The sequence below is a fragment of the Heyndrickxia shackletonii genome (genome assembly GCF_001420715.1).
In the GTDB taxonomy this organism is placed as follows: domain Bacteria; phylum Bacillota; class Bacilli; order Bacillales; family Bacillaceae_C; genus Margalitia; species Margalitia shackletonii.
Window position 1 is genome coordinate 1684512 of sequence record NZ_LJJC01000004.1, and the last position, 22723, is coordinate 1707234.

Here is a 22723-nt window from a genome sequence, read left to right on the forward strand (position 1 = left end):
GGTACCTGATATAACAGGTGCCTTTTTTGTCTATTGGTATAATTTTGAAAGAATCAATTTTTTTATCACCTCTAAATTGATAGGATGACAGGTAGGAAGGATTAATTGTATAATTAGAATGTTAAGAGGTGAACCTATGTTAAAGTCAAAAACGCGCTGGGTTGTCAAAGAGACAGTTTCTTCAGCTGCCCGAAAACTAGTAGAACAATTAAACATTACCCCGCTAGTTTCTATTCTTTTAGTGAATCGTGGAATTGTAGAAACGGAAGAAGCGAGGTCTTTTTTATTTATGGAGGATACATCTTTTCATGATCCTTATCTATTATTCGATATGGATATTGCTGTTCAAAGAATTAACGAAAGCATTGCTAACGGAGAGAAAATTCTCGTATTTGGGGATTATGATGCGGACGGTGTCAGCAGTACAACAGTGCTCATGACGGTTTTAAAGGATTTAGGTGCGAAAGTTGATTTTTATATTCCTAATCGTTTCACGGAAGGCTATGGCCCCAACGAAATGGCTTTTCGCTGGGCGGCTGACAATGGGTATAAATTAATTATTACAGTCGATACAGGCATAGCTGCAATTAATGAGGCATTGCTAGCAAAAGAATTAGGAATGGACTTGATTATTACCGATCATCATGAACCTGGTCCAGAACTTCCGGAAGCACTTGCTATTGTCCATCCAAAACATCCAGAGAGTAAATATCCATTTAAGGAACTAGCTGGTGTTGGAGTAGCATTTAAATTGGCTCATGCTTTGTATGGCAGAGTGCCAGAGGAATTGTTAGATGTTGTAACGATTGGTACTGTGGCCGATCTAGTTCCTTTACATGGAGAAAATCGTCTTATTGTAAAAAAAGGCTTAAAGAAATTGGGGATTACGGAGCGTCCTGGAATCCGTGCATTATACGCGTTATCTAATTCATCACCGGAAGATATTAATGAAGAAACGGTGGGATTCATGCTTGCACCCCGATTAAACGCTCCAGGTCGTTTGGATCATGCGGCTCCTGCTGTTGAATTGCTATTAACAGATGATTTCGAAGCAGCAAACGAGATTGCTAAAGAGATTGACGGCATAAATAAAGAAAGGCAGTCAATAGTTAATGACATAACAAAAGATGCTATTTCCATGATTGAAGCGGAATTCGACCTTCAGGAAAATAAAGTAATCGTTATCGGAAAAGAGGGATGGAATCCCGGTGTCATAGGAATCGTCGCTTCGAGGCTTGTTGAACGCTATTACCGACCGACCATTGTTTTAAGCTTTGATACGGAAAAGAAATTAGCAAAAGGTTCTGCAAGAAGTATAGTCGGTTTTGACCTCTTTCAAAATTTATCTACTTGCCGTGATATACTCCCTCATTTTGGAGGACATACAATGGCAGCAGGGATGACATTGTCATTGGATGATGTATCGGAATTACGAACTCGGTTAAATCATTTAGCAAATACAAGCTTATCCAGTGAAGATTTTATTCCGATTACAGAAATAGATGCCAATATTCCAATTGAAGAAGTAAATTTAGAATCTATTCAGGAATTAAACTTACTAGCGCCATATGGAACTGGCAATCCAAAACCGAAAATAATGATCGAAAAATTATCCATTAGTCAATTGAGACAAATTGGCGCAGACAATAAGCATTTAAAAGTAGTGCTTGAAAAAGAAGGCTCTATATTGGATGGAGTCGGATTTGGTATGGGGGATTATTTTCATCAAGTTTCGCCTTTAGCAAGTGTTTCGGTATTGGGAGAATTAGCAATAAATGAGTGGAATAATGTTCGTAAGCCCCAAATCTTTTTGAGGGATATGAAAATAGAAGAATGGCAGCTCTTTGACTTTCGAGGGGTTAAACAATGGAACAAATGGATACCATTTATTCCTAAGAATGAGAGTCTTTTTATTGTCTTTCAACATCAAACGTTAGAAAAGTTGGCACTTGATTCATTACAATTCGATATTGTTGAAATGAAAGATGAAACGCAATGTTTGGAACTGCAAATTGATGATCGAAATATCGTCCTATTAGATCTCCCGACGTCCTTGACAAAATTAGAAATGCTTATAAAAGACAAGAAGCCTAGTCGTATTTATTGTCATTTTTTTCACGAACAGGATCATTATTTCAGCACCATTCCAACAAGGGAGCATTTTAAATGGTTCTATGGATTCCTAATAAAGCAAAAGACATTTAATGTAATGAGACAAGGAGATCAGCTTGCAGCGTTTAAAGGTTGGTCTCGTAAAACAATTGATTTCATGTCACAGGTGTTTTTTGATCTGGAATTTGTTACAATAGAGGATGGGCTAATTTCCTTAAAACCTGTAAAAGTAAAAAGAGATTTAGTCGAATCAAAAACATATCAAGAAAAACAACAACAAATAACTCTTGAAAATGAACTTCTATATTCATCATATAAAGAGTTGAAATCATGGTTTGATGAAAGAGTTTCACGAACAGTGGAACATGAGGAGGAAATGACGAAATGGATTTAAAGCAGTATGTAACAATTGTCCCAGATTGGCCAAAGCAAGGTATTGTATTTAAGGATATTACGACATTAATGGATAATGGCGAGGCATATAAATTTGCGACAGATGAAATAGTTAAATATGCAAAGGAAAAAGAAATTGATCTTGTTGTTGGTCCGGAAGCACGCGGATTTATTATTGGCTGCCCAGTTGCGTATGCTCTTGGAGTTGGCTTTGCGCCGGTAAGAAAACCTGGAAAACTTCCTAGAGAAACGATTCAAGTTGAATACGGCTTGGAATATGGCAAGGATGCCTTAACCATTCACAAAGATGCAATAAAACCAGGTCAACGAGTTCTTATTACAGATGATTTGCTTGCTACAGGAGGAACAATTGAAGCAACAATCAAACTTGTTGAGGAGCTTGGAGGAGTTGTGGCTGGAATCGCTTTCTTAATTGAACTATCTTATTTAGAAGGTCGCAAAAAATTAGACGGTTACGATATACTTACATTAATGGAATATTAAAAGGCACTCAAGTGAGTGCTTTTTTTAGTAACTATTTACGTAATAGATTGTAGCTTTTTGTAAATCGTAAAAAAACAATATCATCTTCATTTCGGGGCACTTTAAAAAGTTCGCTAATTACCGAAATAAGGATATTTATTAGCTTTTATCTACAAAAACAACAAAGATTACGAAAAGAGCATATAGTAATATTGTTTTATGTGTGAAGATTCGACAAATATATATTAATTTCCATAAAAAAACGTCATGAATTACTTTACAATATTCGTTTTTTTTTCGATAATAAATACAATCATTCAAAAATTCATTTAAAGGTGATCTTATACTATGGCGAAAGATCAAATTTTATCCGCCGATGATGTGATAAATAGAACAAAAGAATATTTAAACGAAGAACATGTTGCATTAGTGCTTAAAGCATATGAATTTGCAAATGAAGCTCATAAGGAACAGTTCCGCAAATCAGGAGAACCATACATTATCCATCCCATCCAGGTAGCTGGGATATTAGCGGATTTGGAAATGGATCCTTCCACAGTGGCAGCGGGCTTTCTTCATGATGTCGTAGAGGATACGAGTGTCACACTTGAAGAAATCTGTGATGAATTTAATGAAGAAGTAGCCATGTTAGTCGACGGTGTCACAAAGTTAGGAAAAATTAAATATAAATCCCATGAGGAACAACAAGCGGAAAATCACAGAAAAATGTTTGTGGCGATGGCACAGGATATACGTGTGATTTTAATAAAGCTAGCCGACCGTCTTCATAATATGAGAACCTTAAAGCATTTGCCAATCGAAAAACAGAGAAGAATCGCAAATGAAACTTTGGAAATTTTCGCCCCACTTGCACATCGACTCGGGATTTCCAAAATAAAATGGGAGCTCGAGGATACGGCCCTCAGGTACTTAAATCCCCAACAATATTATCGAATTGTCAATTTAATGAAACGGAAGCGTGCTGAAAGGGAGCAGTATTTGGATGATGTTATTGATGAGGTAAAAGAACGATTAAATGATGTATCAATAAAAGCTGATATTTCTGGGAGACCAAAGCATATTTATTCCATCTATCGAAAAATGGTTCTCCAGCATAAGCAATTTAATGAAATTTATGATTTATTAGCTGTGCGAATTGTTGTTAACAGTATAAAGGATTGCTACGCTGTGCTCGGAATTATTCATACTTGCTGGAAACCGATGCCGGGCCGTTTTAAAGATTATATCGCCATGCCTAAACCAAACATGTATCAATCCTTGCATACAACGGTAATTGGTCCCAAGGGAGATCCATTGGAAGTTCAGATTAGAACATTTGAGATGCATCGAATCTCAGAATTTGGGGTTGCCGCACACTGGGCGTATAAAGAAGGCAAGTCCGTTAATAACCAAACATCATTTGAGAAAAAACTGTCCTGGTTTAGGGAAATATTAGAATTTCAAAATGAATCCGCTAATGCGGAAGAGTTTATGGAGTCGCTAAAAATTGACCTGTTCTCTGACATGGTATTTGTTTTTACCCCAAAGGGTGATGTCATTGAACTTCCGTCTGGTTCCGTCCCAATAGACTTTGCTTATCGAATTCATTCTGAGATTGGTAATAAAACAATTGGTGCCAAGATAAATGGCAAGATGGTAACACTGGATTATAAGTTAAAAACGGGTGACATTATTGAAATCTTAACTTCCAAACATTCCTATGGTCCAAGCAGGGATTGGATAAAGTTAGCCCAAACATCCCAAGCAAAAAATAAAATACGGCAATTCTTTAAAAAACAGCAAAAAGAAGAAAACATTATTAAAGGTAAAGAATTAGTCGAAAAAGAAATCAAAAATATGGACTTTGATTTAAAGGAAATCTTAACGACGGATAATGTTAAGAAAGTTGCAGAGAAGTTCAATTTTGTTCAAGAAGATGATATGTACGCAGCAGTTGGATATAATGGGATTACTGCTTTGCAGATTGCCAATCGTTTAACAGAAAAATGGCGCAAAAAACGCGATCAAAAAGAAGCTGTTCAAGAAGTGATGACAGAGCTTAAAGCTCCTCCAAAGAAGAAAAAACACGAGACTGGTGTAGTAGTTAAAGGAATTGATAATCTATTAATTCGTTTATCACGTTGTTGTAATCCGGTTCCTGGTGATGAAATTGTAGGTTTCATTACTAAAGGCAGAGGGGTTTCTGTACACAGAGCAGATTGTCCAAATGTCACCGATGAAGAGTTGCAAAATCGCCTTATTGCGGTTGAATGGGAATCAGATTCTACCAATTGTAAGGAATATAATGTCGACATTGAAATATCTGGTTACGATCGTCGGGGGTTATTAAACGAGGTATTGCAGGCGGTTAATGAAACAAAAACAAACATTACAGCTGTAAGCGGTCGATCTGACCGGAATAAAATGGCTACTATCACGATGTCTATTTCTATTGTAAATATTAGCCATCTTCATAAAGTAGTGGAAAGAATTAAACAAATTCCTGATATTTATTCTGTTCGCCGCATTATGAGCTAAAGATGTTTTTTTAAAGGAGTATACTGATTCATGCGTGTAGTATTACAAAGAAGTAAGGAAGCAAGTGTAGAAGTAAACGGCAAAATCGTCGGGCAAATTTCCGCTGGATTTGTCCTCCTTGTAGGAATCACTCATTCAGATACGTTGGAAGATGCGAAATATGTGGCAGATAAGATTGTCCATCTTCGAGTCTTTGAAGATGAAAATGAAAAGATGAATTATTCTTTACTGGATGTAGGAGGGCAAATCCTGTCTATAACTCAATTCACATTATATGGTGATTGTCGAAAAGGCAGAAGACCAAATTTTATGGATGCAGCAAGGCCAGAGCATGCGTTATCCATTTATGAATATTTTAATGAATGTCTAAGAAAAGCAGACATCCATGTTGAGACTGGAGAGTTTGGTGCAATGATGGATGTAAAGCTAATTAACGATGGTCCTGTAACACTTATTGTGGAAAGCAAAGAGAGAATCTGACATATAATCAGATCCTCTCTTTTTTTTGTGGATAAGCGACATGTACCATAACCCATTTTGTTTCTGGTACTATTTGAAATATTCCACTAATCCATTATAGATACCTGTAGAAACAAGCTCTTGGTATTGCTGCGTATTAATGAGGAGCTCTTCATTAGGATTACTTAAATATCCTAATTCCGTCAAAACAGCAGGACCGCTGTTTTCCCGAATAACATGAAAATCCCCGAATCGAACTCCTCTGTCTTTTACAGAAACGGAAGCTGAAATGCCCTGGTCAATATCATTCGCCAATTCTTTTTGATTCTCGTGATAGTAGTAAGTAGTATGCCCAGTAACACTTTGGTCTTCTTTTAAACTATCAAAATGAATGCTTATAAAGGCGTCCGCATGATTGTTTTGTGCTATTCCCACACGAGCAGGCAATGAAATATAATGATCATCACTTCTCGTTAAAATAACATTGGCACCAGCATTTTTTAATTTTTGATATAGCTTCATAGCAGTACTCAATGTAATATTCTTTTCAAATGTCCCTCTATATCCGCTAGTACCTTTGTCCTGACCGCCATGGCCGGGGTCAATTACGATGATTTTTCCCTTAAGACCACCAGTAGTACTAGGAGGTGTATTCATCTCAGATGATTTAGACTTAGTTTCACTGGATGAAACCAACCAAGAAGCAACATAAGCAATTCCGCCATTTTTTAGCTGAATTTTATACCAATCGTTCACAGTATCCAGAATATTAAAGGAATCTCCGGCATTTGCTCTTGAAAGAATGCTGGAGTTAGTCGTGGCGTTGCCTCTTAAATTGGTCCCATTGTAAAGAATCGTAACGCTGCCTTTTTGACTTCCTTTCTGGGGAGCTGTAACGGTGGATTGAGTGGATTTATTGACATACCAGCCAGCAATCCATCCAATCTGGTTATTAAGCTTAATTTCAATCCAATTGTTTTCTTCCTTTTCGATTTCAAAGCTTTGGCCACTTGTTATAGATCCAATGATTTTTCCATCTAATGAAGGTTTACTGCGAACATTAATGGAGTTAACATTTACAGTTCCTGTCATCTTTTGATTGGAATTTTTCGACTGAGTATTCTGGTTCCCTTCATTTCCGCTTACCTTTTGAACATACTGGCTGCTGACCCAGCCTTCCAGTGTACCCATGGTAAAATGAACCCAACCGTTTTGCTCTTCCAATATATTAAGTTCATTGCCGGTGTTTAAAGAACCAATTACACTGCTCGAAATAGTTGGAGAGGTTCGGATATTAAGATTATCCACTGTCACTATTCCTTTACTGCTGGAAGACTGAATAGACACCTTTTCCTTTGAAGAAAGAAAGTCTTTTGATATCCACCCATTCCCTCCATCTACCGTGACCTTTACCCAATTTCCATTTTGCGATTGAATGGTTACAACCTGATCTTTTTGAAGTACTCGCAAAATAGAAGAGTCTGAACTTGGACCGCTTCTTAAACGCACTCCATCTACCGTTACAGTACCTGTTCCGCCACCAACTGTATTGGACTCGTTTAATGAAACAAGCCAACTAGCTGCCCAACCTGTATCCCCGGAAGGCATTTTAATTTCATACCAATCATTTTTTTTCTGTAAAACAGTAAATTGATCTCCTTTTTGCACCTGCTTCAAAATCGGATACGATAATCCAGGGCCTTTTCGAATATTCAGCACGGATGCATTAACGGTTACTTTGCTTGTTTCCGCCTGAACCTTTTTCACTGGCTGATTAAATCCAGTGCACGTAAGTAATAATATCAGCAAAATAAATGTTAATTTTCTACCCAATAGGGTGATGCACCTCCTTATCTTTTTTCGCGAGCTTAAGGGATTTCCCTATTTTAGTGCCACATGTATGTATTCTTTATAAAATAAAAATCTCCTGTTTAATGAAAGAAAAGAATTATCGTGGGAAAGAATAATAATATGACAATTTTTGAATCCAATACGAAATAAATAGGGAAAAGGAGACACTACATGAGAATAAATGACAAAAATCAAATAAGCAATGCAGGAAGCAGTCAAATTTTTCATACAGACTTTCATCATTTTATCGAAAAAGAAAACCAGGCCGGGTCCGTTGAACTTGCATCAGAATTTGGTTTATCTTTAGGGGAAGTAAAATTGCTAAAAAAGAAAATGGAACGTTCTTAACTTTTATTCTAAATACACTTGACAATGCGTATTCCCCCTCGTATTATTATATAAATATAAAAGAACATTTCAACATATAACCGTTGATAAAGCACAGTAGTTAAGAGTACACATGGAAAGAGAAGAGTTGCCTAGGCTGGAAGCACTCTGCATGATGACTTAGCGAATGAACACTTTGTAGGTTTCTTCCTGAAAAAGTCGCGATAACGATATTTAGTAGGGGTAGAACGTATAACAGGCGTTAACTGTTCTTAAGTGGAAGTGTAAACTTCAATTAGGGTGGCACCACGGGAAACAAAACTCTCGTCCCTTGTTTTTTAACAAGGGATCGAGGGTTTTTTTATTTTTTTTCGATTCCCGCACAAATAGTACATATGGAAAAAAATTAAAGGAGGAAAAACAGTGGCAATTCAGATTCCAAGAGGAACACAGGATATTTTACCCAGCCAAGTTGGAACATGGGAACTCATTGAAAACAAAGCGAAAGAAATTTGCCATAAATATCAATATAAAGAAATTCGAACTCCAATATTCGAACACACGGAATTATTTCATAAGAGCGGAGAAACGACAGATATCGTTCAAAAGGAAATGTATTCGTTTAAGGACCGCGGCGATCGGGATTTAACGCTGCGACCCGAAGGAACTCCGGCAGTTGTTCGTTCCTATGTGGAAAATAAAATGTACGGTGATCCTAACCAACCTGTTAAATTATTTTATAATGGCCCAATGTTTCGATATGAAAGACCACAGGCGGGCAGATACCGTCAGTTTGTGCAATTCGGGGTCGAAGCGTTAGGCAGTCAAGATCCTGCCATTGATGCAGAAGTAATTTCACTTGCGATGGAGGTTTATCAAAGCCTGGGCTTGAAACATTTGAAATTGGTTATAAACAGCCTTGGGGATAAGGAAAGCAGAATCGCACACCGTGAAGCTTTAATTAAACATTTTAAACCAAGAATTCATGAGTTTTGTGCAGATTGCCAAAATCGTTTAGAAAAAAATCCATTACGTATTTTGGATTGTAAAAAAGATCGGGATCATGAGTTAATGAAATCTGCACCGCCTATATTTGAATTTTTCAACGAAGAATCAAAGCAATACTTTGATCAAGTTCTTGCTTATTTAGATGCTCTAGGCATCGCGTACGAAGTAGATCCTACCTTAGTGAGAGGGCTGGATTACTATAATCACACAGCATTTGAAATTATGAGTAATGCTGAAGGATTCGGTGCCATTACTACGTTATGCGGAGGCGGTCGTTATAATGGACTTGTTCAGGAGATGGGCGGACCGGAAACTCCGGGAATGGGATTTGCACTTAGTATTGAACGTTTAATTGCTGCATTGGACGCCGAAGGTATTACCTTGCAAACGGAAGCAAAAGTGGACTGCTATGTAGTTGCTTTAGGAGACGAAGCAAAAATTCCAGCCATGGTTTTATTGCAACAGCTAAGAAAAGCAGGGTATTCGGCTGATAAGGATTATCTAGACCGAAAAATGAAAGCACAGCTTAAGGCGGCAGACAGAATGAAAGCGAAATTTGTTGCCATTTTGGGTGAAGATGAAATAAAAATGAACAAAGTAGTGGTGAAGAATATGGAGAATGGAGAGCAAGTAGAACTTTCTATCTCAAACTTCATATCTGAATTTGAAAGATTAGGTCGATAAGGGAGGCAATGGTTATGTTTGGAAGAACCTATTATTGTGGAGAAATTACGGAAAAAAATATTGGAGAAACAGTTACTTTAAAAGGCTGGGTTCAAAAAAGAAGGGATCTTGGAGGGCTAATCTTTATTGATTTACGTGACCGTACCGGTATTGTACAAATTGTCTTCAATCCTGCTAATTCAACAGAAGCATTAGCAATAGCAGAAAAGGTACGAAATGAATATGTTTTGGATGTCCAAGGGGAAGTTGTTGGCAGAAGTGAAGGAACTATTAATGAAAACATTAAGACAGGTAAAATAGAAATAAAGGTAGAAAAAGTATCCATTATAAATGAAGCTAAAACTCCTCCATTTATGATTGAAAATAATACGGATGTTTCAGAAGATCTACGATTAAAATATCGTTATTTAGACCTTCGCAGACCTGTTTTATTTGAGACTTTTAAAATGCGTCATAACGTCACAAAATCTTTTCGCAACTTTTTAGATGAAGAAGGCTTTTTAGATGTGGAGACACCGATTTTAACGAAGAGTACTCCTGAGGGGGCACGTGATTATTTGGTGCCAAGCCGGGTTCATCCAGGAGATTTTTATGCACTTCCGCAATCTCCGCAAATCTTTAAGCAATTATTAATGGTTGCTGGTTTCGATAAATATTATCAAATTGCAAGATGTTTTAGGGATGAGGATTTACGTGCTGACCGTCAGCCTGAATTTACCCAAATCGATATTGAAACAAGCTTCTACAGTCAAGAAGATATAATGGCAATGACGGAAAGAATGATGAGCCGTTTGATGAAGGAAGTGAAAGGAATAGACATCGTTACTCCACTTCCAAGATTAACGTATGATGAAGCGATGAGCCGTTATGGTTCTGATAAGCCGGATACACGTTTTGGTCTGGAATTGGTAGATGTTTCTGAGCTAGTGAAGGATTCTGGTTTTAAAGTATTTTCAGGAGCAGTTTCTTCTGGTGGCCAAGTAAAAGCCATAAATGTAAAAGGTGCCGCAGACAAATATTCCAGAAAAGATATTGATGGTTTAACAGAGTTTGTTTCAGTATATGGCGCTAAAGGCTTAGCTTGGTTGAAAGTGGAAGAAGAGGGCTTAAAAGGACCAATCTCGAAATTCTTTTCCGAAGAAGAACAAAGTCAGCTAAGTCAATTACTTGAAACTGAAACAGGAGATTTACTATTATTCGTAGCAGATAAAAAATCTGTTGTTGCAGATGCACTTGGAGCATTACGATTAAAACTGGGGAAAGATCTTCAGTTGATTGACCAAAGTAAATTTAATTTCTTATGGGTAACAGACTGGCCGTTATTTGAATATGACGAAGAAGAAGGTCGTTATTATGCAGCCCACCATCCATTTACAATGCCAGTCAGAGAAGAAATCGATAAATTAGAAAGTGATCCTGCAAGTGTTAAAGCGCAAGCTTACGATTTGGTGCTTAATGGCTATGAACTTGGCGGTGGATCTTTACGTATTTTTGAACGTGATGTTCAAGAAAAAATGTTTAAGACACTTGGATTTACAAAAGAACAAGCTACAGAACAATTTGGATTCTTGCTTGAAGCTTTTGATTATGGCACACCTCCACATGGCGGAATTGCCCTTGGTTTAGACCGAATTGTCATGCTTCTTGCCGGAAGAACAAACCTTCGTGATACCATTGCATTTCCGAAAACAGCAAGTGCAAGCTGTCTGTTAACGGAAGCACCTGGTGAAGTAAGCCAACAACAATTGGATGAACTAAGTTTATCGCTAAACTTGAAGAAGAAAACAGAATAATTTTGTCGAATATAGTCAATCATTTCCACCTTTAGTCACATTGAAATATAAAAAAAACCGTGATATTCTATTTACAAGCAGATGAGTCCTGATGTGTACGTTGTGACACCTTATCGTTTTGACCGAACATATCTACCTTCGGGAGTTCGGAGTTTCCAACTGGCATACATGCCTTTATGGAAGGACGTATAAAAGCTGGGGCAGAACACCCACCTGCGAAAGAGCGGGTTCAAGACAAAAGGATTTTTGTTGACGGCATGATTGGGGCTCATCATCAATAATGGAAATCTTAACTCTCTAGTGATAGAGGGTTTTTTATTTGGATTAAAAATAAATCTATATTGCAATTCAACTATGAATTGTTTATTCTTATTCAAGTAAGAAAAAGATGTTTTTGGAAAGGTCTTTTCTTAATAAATGTTGGTTTTAAAGATAGAAACATTATAAACTCTTATTTTGGGGTTAAAAATAATTAACTTTTTTAAGAAAAGATGCCCCAAAACTAAGTCCACTTTAGAACTTATTACCATGTACGAAAACAACAATCTATACGAAAACTAGCTTTGGAGATGATACAATTGCTTCATCAATTTTCACGTAATGAACTTGCTATTGGTGTAGAAGGCCTAGAAAAATTAAAAAATAGTACTGTAGCGATACTTGGGATTGGCGGAGTAGGTTCCTTTGCAACAGAGGCTCTTGCCAGAAGCGGAGTAGGTAAACTAATTTTAGTTGATAAAGATAATGTAGATATTACCAATATAAACCGACAACTTCCGGCACTTCTTTCCACCATTGGGAAACCGAAAGCAGACTTAATGAAAGAAAGAATAAAGGATATTAATCCTGAATGTGAAGTTATTGCATTAAGTATGTTTTATACAGAAGAAACATATGAAGATTTTTTTAGCTACGATTTGGATTTTGTCGTTGATGCTTCCGATACCATTATTTATAAAATTCACTTAATGAAGGAATGTTTAAAGAGAAATATACCAATTATTTCAAGCATGGGTGCTGCTAATAAAACGGATCCAACTCGCTTACGAATAGAGGATATTTCAAAAACGCATACAGATCCAATTGCTAAAGTAATCCGAGCGAAACTTCGGAAGGAAGGAATCCGCAAAGGAATTCCGGTAGTTTTTTCAGATGAAAGTCCAATTGTGATTCGTGAGGACATCCGAAAAGTGGTAGGAAAAGATGATGCGAAGATTCGCAAGGCGAAAATGCCACCGTCATCCAATGCATTTGTTCCTTCGACTGTCGGTTTGTTTATGGCGAGCTATGTAGTGAATTCCATACTAAAGGATATTGAAATTAAACGGGTTAAAGATAAATAATACGGTTAAATGAGCTGCTAATTTAAGCAGCTTATTTTTTTTGCCATAAAATATTGACTTGTATTCACGTATTAGTGTACTATTCAAATAGAACACTAATACAAAAGGTTGGGATACTGGATGATTCCTTTCAAAGGATTGTTAAAAAAAGAATTTTACATTACAAGACTTTGGTTTCTTACTTGGATCATAATCATGCTTATTAGTATTATTGCTTCCTATATCATCGCTTATCGAATTCATGAGCCGATGGTACCGGTTGGATTCAATATAGGTATAGCGGTTTTACATTTCGGATTCATGCCTATGATGTTCTTATCATCTTTGAAGCTGGAAGGGAAAACACAACTATGGCTATACAATCCGCAAAGCAGCAAAACTTTAATATTAGCTAAAATAACAGTTATATTTATCTATCAGGTTATTTCTCAACTTATTCTGACTATTTCTGGCTATATTGTTTACGAATATGTCTTGAGTCATGGGATGAAGATCGAATCGTTTCCTTTTCTAACATATGTGACACTATTTCTCTTTTTATTATTAACAGGCTTGTATTTTTCGTGCTGGATTTTATTTTATTGGTGTTTTTTTCACTCGCTCGGAAAATATCCGAGTATCAAGAAAATAAGATGGTTATTCGTACTTATACTATTTTTCATCTTAAATGCCATTGAAACTGCCTTAATGCAAATAGATTCTCTTAGAGATATTGTTACGAAATGGAAACTGCCAATGTATATATATCCAAGATTTCATTATGTAGTAACGTCACATAAATGGAATTTGCAATTTGATATGCAACAGGTGTCTATCATTCCAATCTTTATATATGCCATTATCGCAATTGCTCTTTATTTTATTTCCAGCAGGTTTCTGGATAAAAAAGTTGAGGTGTAGGGTATGACACAAGAATTTCAAACATCCAAACCGATATATATGCAAATTGCCGAACGAATTTTTCAACAAATTGTCAGAGGCGAAATGGCATCCGGTGAAAAGTTAGCCTCAGTAAGGGAAATGGCAATTCAAACCGGAGTAAATCCAAACACAATCCAAAGGACATATAGCGAGATGGAGAGGATGGGTATTGTGGAAACAAGAAGGGGTCAGGGGACTTTTATAACGGAAAATAAGGTCATATTAACTGAATTAAAGATTCGCTTGCAAACGGATATTATTCAGTCGTTTGTCAAGAGCATGAAAGATATTGGTTTTTCCAAAGAAGAAATTGTCCAGGGATTACAGGATTATTTAAACGGGTGTGATGAACATGATTGAGTTAAGAAATGTATCTAAAAAATATGGAAGGGATTTTTCATTAAAGGACGTTTCGATAACATTTAAACCAGGTAAGATTTATGGCTTGCTTGGTCCAAACGGCAGCGGAAAATCAACAACCCTTAAAATGATAAGTGGGCTAGTCTATCCGAATAAAGGAGAAATATTCGTGGATGGAGAGCTGGTAAATCGAAAAATTTCGAGAAAAGTTGCTTACTTAACAGAACTGGATATGTTTTATGATCCATTTACCGTTCAACATATGATTGATTTCTATGCTACCCAATTTCCGGACTTTGAGATGGAAAAAGCAAATACGCTTGTAAATGATTTAAAACTGGATCGTTCAAAAAAGATAAAACAATTATCAAAGGGAAATCGCGGCCGCTTGAAGCTAGTTCTTGCACTTTCGAGGAACGCCCCAATCCTGCTTTTGGATGAACCATTTTCCGGACTGGATCCAATGGTGAGGGAGTCTATTGTAAAAAGTCTATTAAGCTATATTGATTTTGAGGAACAAACGGTCATCATCGCTACCCATGAAATTGATGAAATTGAACCACTGTTAGACGAAGTGCTAGCTATATTTAATGGGAACCTAATAGGTATACAAAACGTAGAAACACTTCGGGAGGAAAAAGGAGTATCTGTATTACAATGGTTTAAAAAGATCATGGAAGAAAATGGAGTTTACGGAGGAGAAAAGTAATGAAACCTGCAGTTGAATTAAAGAATGTCACTAAGGTCATTAAAGGTAAAAAGATTATTGATAATCTCAGTTTTACAATTAATGAAGGAGAAGTGTTTGGTTTTTTAGGGCCTAATGGTGCCGGAAAAACTACCACTATCAGAATGATTGTCGGATTAATGGGGATTACTTCAGGTGAAATTCTCATTTGCGGCAACAGTATTACAAAAAATCATGATAAAGCATTGCGAAATGTCGGGGGAATCGTTGAAAACCCAGAAATGTATAAATTTTTAACAGGGTATCAAAACTTAATGCAATATGCACGAATGATCAAGGGTATCACAAAGGAAAAAATTGATGAAGTGGTGCAACTGGTGGGACTAACAGACCGCATACATGATAAGGTGAAAACTTATTCCCTTGGAATGCGCCAGCGTCTAGGATTGGCACAAAGTTTGCTGCATGACCCAAAAGTTATGATATTAGACGAGCCGACAAATGGTTTAGACCCTGCCGGAATAAGAGAAATTCGCGACCACTTACGCATCCTTTCAAAAGAAAGAGGAATGGCGGTTATCGTTTCCAGTCACCTTTTATCGGAGATGGAAATGATGTGTGACCGAATTGCCATTATTCAAAAAGGGAAGCTGATTGATGTTCAGCAAGTCCATGATTTTGTTAATGATGATGTTCATAAATATTTTATAGAGTTGGACGTTACAAATATAAATTCTGTCCAAAATCTCGCGAATCTATCATTTGTTCAACAGGAAAATGGTATAGAGATTGAAGTAGAAAAAGATCAAATTCCGGATATCATAAAACAACTTGTGGAAAGCGGCGTTCGCATTTACGAAGTGAAGGCAGTTTCGAAATCTCTTGAAGATCGTTTCTTAGAAGTTACTGGCAAGGAGGAAGTTGCACATGCTTAATCTTATAACTAATGAATGGTTGAAAATTTTCAAACGCACCGGAACTTATGTGATGATTGCACTCATTATTATTGGGCTTATTGGAATGGGAGCAATCCAGAAAATATATTTAGATAAAGGCAAGCAAAATGCAAATTGGAAAACGGAACTAAGTGCGCAAGTTCAAAATGATGAAAAATCACTGAAAGGTATGCCTAAAATTGCAAGAAGTGAAATCCAGAAAAAAATTGATATTAATAAATATCGAATCGAACATAATATACCACCACAAACTAAGAAAACGATGTATTCTTTTATTAATGAAAGCTCAGCTTTGATCACTTTTGCAGGCTTATTTACCATTATCATTGCTGCGGGGATAGTTGCAAGTGAATTTGGATGGGGAACAATTAAGTTATTGCTGATTAGACCGATAAAGCGGTCCAAGATTTTATTATCTAAATACTTCACAGTCCTATTATTTGGTATTTTAATGACTGCCGTACTTTTTGTTGGAGCAGCTTTAATCGGTTTAATCTTATTTGGTACCGGTGCTGGTAGTAATATTCATTTAGCCTATGCAAACAATCATGTTGTGGAACAAAGTATGCTGTGGTTTTTAGTGAAGAAGTTCTTACTTTCATCTATTGATGTACTGATGCTTGCAACGATGGCATTTATGATATCTGCGGTATTCCGTAACAGTTCTCTAGCTATTGGAATCTCTATTTTTCTATTAGTTATGGGTTCAAATGTAACGATGCTTCTTTCAATGAAATTTGATTGGGCAAAATATATCTTGTTCGCAAATACAGACTTAATGCAATATGTTGATGGCACACCAATGGTAAAAGGTATGACTCTCGGATTTTCGATTACAATGTTAATTATATATTTTGTGATTTTCCAGTTACTTGCTTTCGGAGTATTTACAAAGCGGGATGTAGCGGCATAAATAAAGAGAAAAAAAGGAACGTTGATTTAATCCGTTCCTTTTTTCATATTTCTTAATAGTTTTTCGTAAACACCAGCGAGAGCTTGTTCAAATTTACCAGTCTGCTTTGGTTTGTAATATGTCTTTCCTTTCAGAGTGTTCGGCAGATATTGTTGATTCACCCAGCCATTATCATAATCATGCGGGTATTTATAATCAAGACCTCTGCCAAGCTGTTTTGCGCCTTGATAATGAGCATCCTTCAAATGCAATGGTACATCCCCGCTTTTTCCGGCTCGAATATCGGCAATTGCTTCATCAATCGCTAAAATGGCAGAATTTGATTTAGGCGATAAACAAAGCTCGATTACAGCATTTGCAAGCGGAATCCGGGCCTCGGGAAAACCGATTTTTTCAGCAGTTTGAATGGCAGCGAGTGTTCTGGCACCTGCTTGCGGGCTGGCAAGTCCGATGTCTTCATAGGCGATAACAAGTAAACGGCGGCTGATACTTGGAAGATCTCCTGCTTCTATCAGTCTTCCTAAATAATGCAGGGCAGCATTCACATCACTTCCGCGTATTGATTTTTGAAAAGCACTTAGCACGTCATAATGGCCATCTCCATCTTTATCGTGCGCAAAAGCTTTCTTTTGCAAGCACTCTTCTGCAATCCCGACTGTAATATGAATAATACCATTCTCATCAGGAGCTGTTGATAATGCTGCTAATTCTAATGCATTAAGTGCGCTCCGAACATCTCCATTACTTGCTGTAGCAAAATGAAGAAAGGCATTTTCGTCAATTTCGATTTGACTGGCACCTAATCCTCGGACATCATCATTTAGGGCATTTTTTAACACTTTCTTCATTTCCTCTGAAGTAGGCGGGAACAATTCAAAAATTTGACATCTGCTTCTTATGGCAGGATTGATTGCATGGTAAGGGTTGCTTGTTGTCGCACCAATCAAAACAATCATGCCATTTTCCAGGTATGGCAGAAGAAAATCCTGTTTTGTTTTATCCAGCCGATGAACCTCATCAAGCAGCAATATAACCTTCCCGGACATTTTTGCTTCGGCAGCGACTATTTCCATATCTTTTTTATTATTTGTGACGGCGTTTAATTTTCGAAAAGCATATTTTGTACTGCCTGCTATAGCGCTGGCAATCGATGTTTTTCCAATCCCGGGGGGACCGTATAAAATCATCGAAGATAATTGCTTTGCCGAAACCATGCGGTAGATGATTTTTCCTTCCCCGACAAGATGCTGTTGTCCTGCAACCTCATCAAGTGTCCTTGGCCGCATGCGATAAGCTAATGGTTGATCATTCATTATTTCTCTCTCCATAGGTAATAGATTCGATTTTTTATAATAAAAGTATATCATTTCAAAAGTCTTAAAACGAAATAACAAGCATTTCTTGTTGTTCTAACTTTCTTGGCCGATGCTTTCCAAAATGTCAACATAATGCAAATTAATCTTTGTGTGTGCTATAATGTCATAAGCAAAGGCTTTTTTCTTGGGCTTTGTTATTTTTCATATAAAGCCTATTATATTGCACATTCATATTGGGATGATTATTTTATAGATGAAAAGACGCCTTAAAAATAAACTGTTTTAAGATTTTTATATTTATTCTAATGCAACGTAGCTAAGATACTTTTACCACATGAATCGAGGAGTACAAATGGGGAATAATGGCATATTAATAGTTCGATTTCTTATTTTTGTGATCGGATTACTTATTATGGCGTTTGGGTTGGATCTGATGATTGTAGCACATTTTGGGGCAACACCATGGGATGTTTTGCATGTGGGACTATTTCAGCATTTTGGTTTGTCCATTGGCACATGGTCGATTATAATCGGCTTTTTTGTTTTAGGAATATCTGCTATATTCATGCACCAATGGCCAAAGCTAGGTGCTTACTTAAATATGCTTTTAGTTGGAATTTTCATGGATATATTATTACACTTGCCTTTTATGATTACACCTGGATTCATTATTTGGAAAATCCTCATGTTTGTAGCAGGAGTAATTATTAATGGGATTGGAATGGGAGTCTATATCTCTGCCCAGTTAGGTGCGGGTCCAAGAGACAGCTTCATGCTTGTCATTACTAAATTAACAGGTTGGAAAATATCACATGTAAGACGTTTGATGGAAGTGCTAGTTTTACTAATTGGTTGGTTATTAGGCGGCCCGATTTTTTGGGGAACGATTATTTTTTGCGTTACTATAGGAACTATCGTTGGAATTGCGTTGCCGAAATGTCAATTTTTGACGGATGCCATTTTAGAAAGGCTGCGAAATAAAAAATGGAATAAAGATATAGATAGAGGTGCTAGTGTATGAAAATATCTACAAAAGGTCGATACGGATTAACTATTATGATTGAATTGGCAAAAAGATGCGGGGAGGGTCCCATATCTTTAAAGACAATTGCACAGATTAATGATTTATCAGAGCATTACTTGGAACAATTAATTTCACCACTGCGAAATGCAGGGTTGGTGAAAAGTATAAGAGGTGCTTATGGAGGGTATATCTTAGCTGATGAACCATCTAAAATAACTGCAGGTGATATCATTAGAGTTTTAGAAGGCCCTATTAGCCCTGTTGAAGGAATTGAAGAGGAAGAACCGGTCAAGCGTAGTTTATGGATCCGGATTCGTGATGCTGTTAAGGATGTGCTTGATAACACAACGATAGAAGATTTAGCAAACTACAAAGATGAGGGAGAAACGGATTCTTACATGTTTTATATATAAATTCATAGGCAAAATATTTGAGGTGACAGTAATGGAACGTATATATTTAGATCACGCAGCTACTTCAGCAGTCCATCCGAAAGTAGTGGAAAAAATGATGGGGGTACTTACCGATTCTTTCGGAAATCCTTCCAGTATCCATTCATTTGGTCGAGAGGCAAGACACCTCCTGGATGAAGCAAGAACATTGATTGCGAGTAGTATTGGTGCACATTTTAATGAAATTATTTTTACCAGCGGCGGAACAGAAGCGGACAACTTTGCCATTATCGGAACGGCGGAAGCAAGAAAAGAACAAGGAAAACATATTATTACTACTAAAATTGAGCACCATGCCGTTCTTCATGCTTGCCAGTATTTAGAGAAAAAAGGATTTGAAGTAACGTATTTAGACGTTGACCAAGACGGCAGAGTAAATCTTGAAGATGTGAAGAGCGCCCTTCGTGACGATACTATACTTGTAACTATCATGTATGGAAACAATGAAGTAGGGAGTATCCAACCAATCGAGGAAATTGGTGAAATTCTAAAAGACCATATTGCTTATTTTCATACGGATGCTGTCCAGGCATATGGTGTTGTCAAATTAAATGTTGAGGATCTAAAAGTTGATATGCTGTCTGTTTCGGCCCATAAAATTAATGGACCAAAAGGAATTGGATTTCTATACATTCGGAATGGGATAAAAATCGTCCCTCGTTCCCATGGTGGCGAGCAGGAGTTAAAAAGACGGGCGGGCACTGAAAATATCAGCTCGATTGCAGGATTTGCTGAGGCAGTGAAAATTGCACAAGAAACAATGGAAGAAAAGCAGGCATTGTACAAAAAATATAAAGAAACTTTTATGGAAATATTGACAAAAAATCAGGTGGAGTTTTCGTTAAATAGTACAATTGAAAAATCACTCCCACATGTTTTAAATATAAGCTTTCCTGGTACGGACGTAGAATCGTTGTTAGTGAATTTAGATATAGCCGGTATAGCGGCGTCAAGTGGGTCTGCTTGTACAGCTGGCTCCATAGAACCGTCACATGTATTAGTGGCCATGTATGGGAAGGATTCAGAACAACTCAGAAATTCAATTCGTTTCAGCTTCGGCATCACTAATACGATGGAAGAGATAAAAGAGGCTGCAGAAAAAGTTTCTGGTATTGTACGTCGTTTCCAGGCAGACTAGAAAGAAGGATCGAAAAATGAATAAATCACCAAAGGATACAAGAGTGGTTGTTGGGATGTCAGGTGGAGTAGATTCATCTGTTGCCGCATTGCTCTTAAAAGAACAAGGTTATGATGTGATCGGGATATTCATGAAAAATTGGGATGATACCGATGAGTTTGGCGTCTGCACAGCAACAGAAGATTATAATGATGTCATTAGAGTATGCAATCAAATCGGAATCCCTTATTATGCTGTTAATTTTGAAAAACAATATTGGGATAAAGTATTCACTTATTTCTTAGATGAATACAAAGCAGGAAGAACACCAAATCCAGATGTAATGTGTAATAAAGAAATCAAATTTAAAGCTTTTCTTGAACATGCCATGAATCTTGGTGCAGACTATTTAGCGACAGGTCACTATGCACAAGTAGCATTTCAAGCTGGCGAATATAAAATGCTGAGAGGTTTAGACGAAAATAAGGATCAAACGTATTTCCTAAACCAATTGAATCAACATCAATTAGAAAAAGTAATGTTCCCTATTGGAAATATTAATAAAAAACGAGTGCGTGAAATAGCTGCTGAAGCAGGGCTCGCTACTGCAACGAAGAAAGACAGTACAGGAATTTGCTTTATTGGAGAAAGAAACTTTAAAGAATTTTTAAGCAACTATTTACCTGCTCAAAAAGGGAAAATGAAGACTTTAGATGGAAAAGTAATGGGTACACATGATGGCTTAATGTACTATACTATTGGACAAAGACATGGACTTGGAATTGGAGGCTCAGGTGATCCTTGGTTTGTAGTCGGAAAAGATTTAAAGGAAAACGTTCTTTTCGTGGAACAAGGATTTGATCATGAGTCATTGTATTCCGATTCGATTACTGCGGTTAACGTAAGCTGGGTATCTGATCATAAAAAGCCGGAAACCTTTGAATGTACCGCTAAATTCCGTTATCGTCAACCGGACCATAAGGTAACGGTTCACCTATTGCCTAATGATGAGGTAAAGGTTGTTTTTGATGAACCAGTTCGTGCTGTTACCCCTGGACAAGCAGTCGTATTTTATGACGGTGAGGAATGTCTCGGCGGTGGAACAATCGATAAAATTTATAAAAAAGAACAACAATTGCTATATGTAGGTTAGGTCTTTGTGCCTGATTCGTGAGAAAAAAGTGGAGATTCGCGAGAAAACTTCCGAATCCTCATTTGTAAAAAATGGCCGCTGTACTCTTATTGAGTTTGGCGGCCATTTTTTAAACTTTCGTGTTATAATTTGGATATAAACTGTATACGTGCGGAGTGTGAAAGATGGATAAGAATAAACAAGGTATTGAAAGCTTACAAGCGGGAAAATATGAGGATGCAATTAAATTTTTTAGTGAAGCGATAGAAGAGAATCCGAAAGATCCAGTGGCATATATTAATTTTGGAAATGTCCTAACTGCTGTGGGAGAAAATGATCGTGCTATAAACTTTTATCAAAAAGCCATTGAGCTGGATGAAAAAGCATCAGCTGCTTATTATTGTTTAGGAAATTTGTACTTTAATCTAAATCAATTCTCGGAGGCAGCGGGGCAATTTGAAAAGGCAATCAAATATGGTCTTCAAACAAATGATGTTTATTATATGCTTGGCATGTGTTTTATTAACCTTGAAAATATACGCCTTGCTATTCCATATTTACAAAGAAGTGTTGAATTAAATGAAGACGATGTGGAAGCTCGCTTTCAATATGGACTTGCTTTAGCCAAGTGTGAAATCTACGATGAGGCAACGAAACAATTTGAAAAGGTTGTCGCAAGTGACCCGAACCATGCGGATGCCTATTATAATTTAGGGGTTGCCTATTTAGGAATTTATGATAAGCCAAATCAAGCATTGGATTATTTCACAAAAGCATTAGAAATTCAACCTGATCATATGCTTGCAGGTTACGGTTTGAAAATGATAGAAAAAATGAAAGACCCGCATTAAGG

At 37.0% G+C, this 22723-nt stretch carries 20 protein-coding genes, 1 other RNA gene and 1 other annotated feature; of the genes, 19 read left to right on the top strand and 2 right to left on the bottom strand.

Translation table 11 applies throughout. The features are described from left to right. Nucleotides 1-136 precede the first annotated feature (136 nt). From recJ to dtd, 4 genes are all read left to right on the top strand, one after another. Nucleotides 137-2506 (top strand): single-stranded-DNA-specific exonuclease RecJ, encoded by a 2370-nt coding sequence (recJ, locus tag AN964_RS07945; protein WP_055739162.1) that lies wholly within the window; start codon nt 137-139, stop codon nt 2504-2506. Further along, nucleotides 2497-3009, top strand: coding sequence for an adenine phosphoribosyltransferase (locus tag AN964_RS07950; protein ID WP_055739163.1), 513 nt, complete (start codon nt 2497-2499; stop codon nt 3007-3009). The genes recJ and AN964_RS07950 overlap by 10 nt, the downstream gene beginning before the upstream one ends. A 327-nt stretch (nt 3010-3336) precedes the next feature. Continuing rightward, nucleotides 3337-5526: a RelA/SpoT family protein gene (locus AN964_RS07955; RefSeq protein WP_055739164.1), complete on the top strand. Its 2190-nt coding sequence runs from the start codon at nt 3337-3339 to the stop codon at nt 5524-5526. Nucleotides 5527-5556: 30 nt separating this feature from the next. Then, entirely contained in the window at nt 5557-6006 is a 450-nt protein-coding gene (dtd, locus tag AN964_RS07960) for a D-aminoacyl-tRNA deacylase (protein ID WP_055739165.1), read from the top strand. Nucleotides 6007-6075: 69 nt separating this feature from the next. Here dtd and AN964_RS07965 read toward each other — a convergent pair whose 3' ends face one another. After that, the gene (locus AN964_RS07965) at nt 6076-7818 is read right to left on the bottom strand and encodes an N-acetylmuramoyl-L-alanine amidase family protein (RefSeq protein ID WP_055739166.1); all 1743 of its coding nucleotides are present in this window, start codon (nt 7816-7818) and stop codon (nt 6076-6078) included. Nucleotides 7819-8007: 189 nt separating this feature from the next. On the opposite strand from AN964_RS07965, the gene AN964_RS26655 reads away from it, so the two are divergent. The 10 genes from AN964_RS26655 (at nt 8008) to AN964_RS08010 (ending at nt 16829) form a co-directional block, all read left to right on the top strand. Then, on the top strand, nt 8008-8184 hold the full coding sequence (locus AN964_RS26655) for a hypothetical protein (RefSeq protein WP_055739167.1): 177 nt from the start codon (nt 8008-8010) through the stop codon (nt 8182-8184). A 74-nt stretch (nt 8185-8258) separates the two neighbouring features. Next, nucleotides 8259-8498: a binding site (T-box leader), on the top strand. An 88-nt stretch (nt 8499-8586) separates the two neighbouring features. Beyond that, the gene (hisS, locus tag AN964_RS07975; RefSeq protein WP_055739168.1) at nt 8587-9855 is read left to right on the top strand and encodes a histidine--tRNA ligase; all 1269 of its coding nucleotides are present in this window, start codon (nt 8587-8589) and stop codon (nt 9853-9855) included. Between the two features lie 14 nt (nt 9856-9869). Continuing rightward, the gene (aspS, locus tag AN964_RS07980; RefSeq protein ID WP_055739169.1) at nt 9870-11648 is read left to right on the top strand and encodes an aspartate--tRNA ligase; all 1779 of its coding nucleotides are present in this window, start codon (nt 9870-9872) and stop codon (nt 11646-11648) included. Between the two features lie 82 nt (nt 11649-11730). Continuing rightward, a non-coding RNA gene (ssrS, locus tag AN964_RS25380) (6S RNA) lies at nt 11731-11920 on the top strand. Nucleotides 11921-12226: 306 nt separating this feature from the next. Continuing rightward, the gene (locus AN964_RS07985; RefSeq protein WP_055739170.1) at nt 12227-12991 is read left to right on the top strand and encodes a tRNA threonylcarbamoyladenosine dehydratase; all 765 of its coding nucleotides are present in this window, start codon (nt 12227-12229) and stop codon (nt 12989-12991) included. A gap of 120 nt (nt 12992-13111) precedes the next feature. After that, a complete protein-coding gene (locus AN964_RS07990; protein WP_055739171.1) occupies nt 13112-13891 on the top strand; it encodes a hypothetical protein in 780 nt (259 codons plus the stop codon). Between the two features lie 3 nt (nt 13892-13894). Next, nucleotides 13895-14272 (top strand): GntR family transcriptional regulator, encoded by a 378-nt coding sequence (locus AN964_RS07995; protein WP_055739172.1) that lies wholly within the window; start codon nt 13895-13897, stop codon nt 14270-14272. Then, nucleotides 14265-14981 carry an ABC transporter ATP-binding protein gene (locus AN964_RS08000; RefSeq protein WP_152982364.1) on the top strand — a complete coding sequence of 239 codons (717 nt, stop codon included), beginning with the start codon at nt 14265-14267 and terminating at the stop codon, nt 14979-14981. Before AN964_RS07995 ends, AN964_RS08000 begins: the two co-directional genes overlap by 8 nt. Then, the gene (locus tag AN964_RS08005) at nt 14981-15895 is read left to right on the top strand and encodes an ABC transporter ATP-binding protein (RefSeq protein ID WP_055739174.1); all 915 of its coding nucleotides are present in this window, start codon (nt 14981-14983) and stop codon (nt 15893-15895) included. Before AN964_RS08000 ends, AN964_RS08005 begins: the two co-directional genes overlap by 1 nt. Then, nucleotides 15888-16829, top strand: coding sequence for an ABC transporter permease (locus tag AN964_RS08010; protein WP_055739175.1), 942 nt, complete (start codon nt 15888-15890; stop codon nt 16827-16829). The genes AN964_RS08005 and AN964_RS08010 overlap by 8 nt, the downstream gene beginning before the upstream one ends. Nucleotides 16830-16855: 26 nt before the next feature. On the opposite strand, the gene AN964_RS08015 is transcribed toward AN964_RS08010, so the two are convergent. Then, nucleotides 16856-18142, bottom strand: coding sequence for a replication-associated recombination protein A (locus tag AN964_RS08015; RefSeq protein ID WP_055739176.1), 1287 nt, complete (start codon nt 18140-18142; stop codon nt 16856-16858). Between the two features lie 355 nt (nt 18143-18497). Between AN964_RS08015 and AN964_RS08020 the strand changes: the two genes are divergently transcribed. The 5 genes from AN964_RS08020 to AN964_RS08040 all read left to right on the top strand — a co-directional run bounded on the left by AN964_RS08020 (nt 18498) and on the right by AN964_RS08040 (nt 22721). Continuing rightward, nucleotides 18498-19166, top strand: a complete 669-nt coding sequence (locus AN964_RS08020; RefSeq protein WP_152982365.1) for a YczE/YyaS/YitT family protein — start codon at nt 18498-18500, stop codon at nt 19164-19166. Then, on the top strand, nt 19163-19582 hold the full coding sequence (gene cymR, locus AN964_RS08025; protein ID WP_055739178.1) for a cysteine metabolism transcriptional regulator CymR: 420 nt from the start codon (nt 19163-19165) through the stop codon (nt 19580-19582). Before AN964_RS08020 ends, cymR begins: the two co-directional genes overlap by 4 nt. 31 nt (nt 19583-19613) lie before the next feature. Further along, a complete protein-coding gene (locus AN964_RS08030) occupies nt 19614-20759 on the top strand; it encodes a cysteine desulfurase family protein (RefSeq protein WP_055739179.1) in 1146 nt (381 codons plus the stop codon). Between the two features lie 16 nt (nt 20760-20775). Next, complete coding sequence (mnmA, locus tag AN964_RS08035) at nt 20776-21891, top strand: tRNA 2-thiouridine(34) synthase MnmA (RefSeq protein ID WP_055739180.1); 1116 nt, start codon at nt 20776-20778, stop codon at nt 21889-21891. A 164-nt stretch (nt 21892-22055) separates the two neighbouring features. Further along, nucleotides 22056-22721 (top strand): tetratricopeptide repeat protein, encoded by a 666-nt coding sequence (locus AN964_RS08040; protein WP_055739181.1) that lies wholly within the window; start codon nt 22056-22058, stop codon nt 22719-22721. Nucleotides 22722-22723 lie beyond the last annotated feature (2 nt).

Excerpts from the sequence above, each read along its gene's own strand:
- AN964_RS08015 (WP_055739176.1), bottom strand. The coding sequence starts at position 18,142 with ATGAATGATCAACCATTAGCTTATCGCATGCGGCCAAGGACACTTGAT.
- AN964_RS08020 (WP_152982365.1), top strand. The coding sequence starts at position 18,498 with ATGGGGAATAATGGCATATTAATAGTTCGATTTCTTATTTTTGTGATC.
- AN964_RS08005 (WP_055739174.1), top strand. The coding sequence starts at position 14,981 with ATGAAACCTGCAGTTGAATTAAAGAATGTCACTAAGGTCATTAAAGGT.
- AN964_RS08010 (WP_055739175.1), top strand. The coding sequence starts at position 15,888 with ATGCTTAATCTTATAACTAATGAATGGTTGAAAATTTTCAAACGCACC.
- AN964_RS07955 (WP_055739164.1), top strand. The coding sequence starts at position 3,337 with ATGGCGAAAGATCAAATTTTATCCGCCGATGATGTGATAAATAGAACA.
- aspS (WP_055739169.1), top strand. The coding sequence starts at position 9,870 with ATGTTTGGAAGAACCTATTATTGTGGAGAAATTACGGAAAAAAATATT.
- AN964_RS08000 (WP_152982364.1), top strand. The coding sequence starts at position 14,265 with ATGATTGAGTTAAGAAATGTATCTAAAAAATATGGAAGGGATTTTTCA.
- AN964_RS07995 (WP_055739172.1), top strand. The coding sequence starts at position 13,895 with ATGACACAAGAATTTCAAACATCCAAACCGATATATATGCAAATTGCC.
- AN964_RS26655 (WP_055739167.1), top strand. The coding sequence starts at position 8,008 with ATGAGAATAAATGACAAAAATCAAATAAGCAATGCAGGAAGCAGTCAA.
- mnmA (WP_055739180.1), top strand. The coding sequence starts at position 20,776 with ATGAATAAATCACCAAAGGATACAAGAGTGGTTGTTGGGATGTCAGGT.
- dtd (WP_055739165.1), top strand. The coding sequence starts at position 5,557 with ATGCGTGTAGTATTACAAAGAAGTAAGGAAGCAAGTGTAGAAGTAAAC.
- AN964_RS08030 (WP_055739179.1), top strand. The coding sequence starts at position 19,614 with ATGGAACGTATATATTTAGATCACGCAGCTACTTCAGCAGTCCATCCG.
- AN964_RS08040 (WP_055739181.1), top strand. The coding sequence starts at position 22,056 with ATGGATAAGAATAAACAAGGTATTGAAAGCTTACAAGCGGGAAAATAT.
- recJ (WP_055739162.1), top strand. The coding sequence starts at position 137 with ATGTTAAAGTCAAAAACGCGCTGGGTTGTCAAAGAGACAGTTTCTTCA.
- cymR (WP_055739178.1), top strand. The coding sequence starts at position 19,163 with ATGAAAATATCTACAAAAGGTCGATACGGATTAACTATTATGATTGAA.
- AN964_RS07990 (WP_055739171.1), top strand. The coding sequence starts at position 13,112 with ATGATTCCTTTCAAAGGATTGTTAAAAAAAGAATTTTACATTACAAGA.
- AN964_RS07950 (WP_055739163.1), top strand. The coding sequence starts at position 2,497 with ATGGATTTAAAGCAGTATGTAACAATTGTCCCAGATTGGCCAAAGCAA.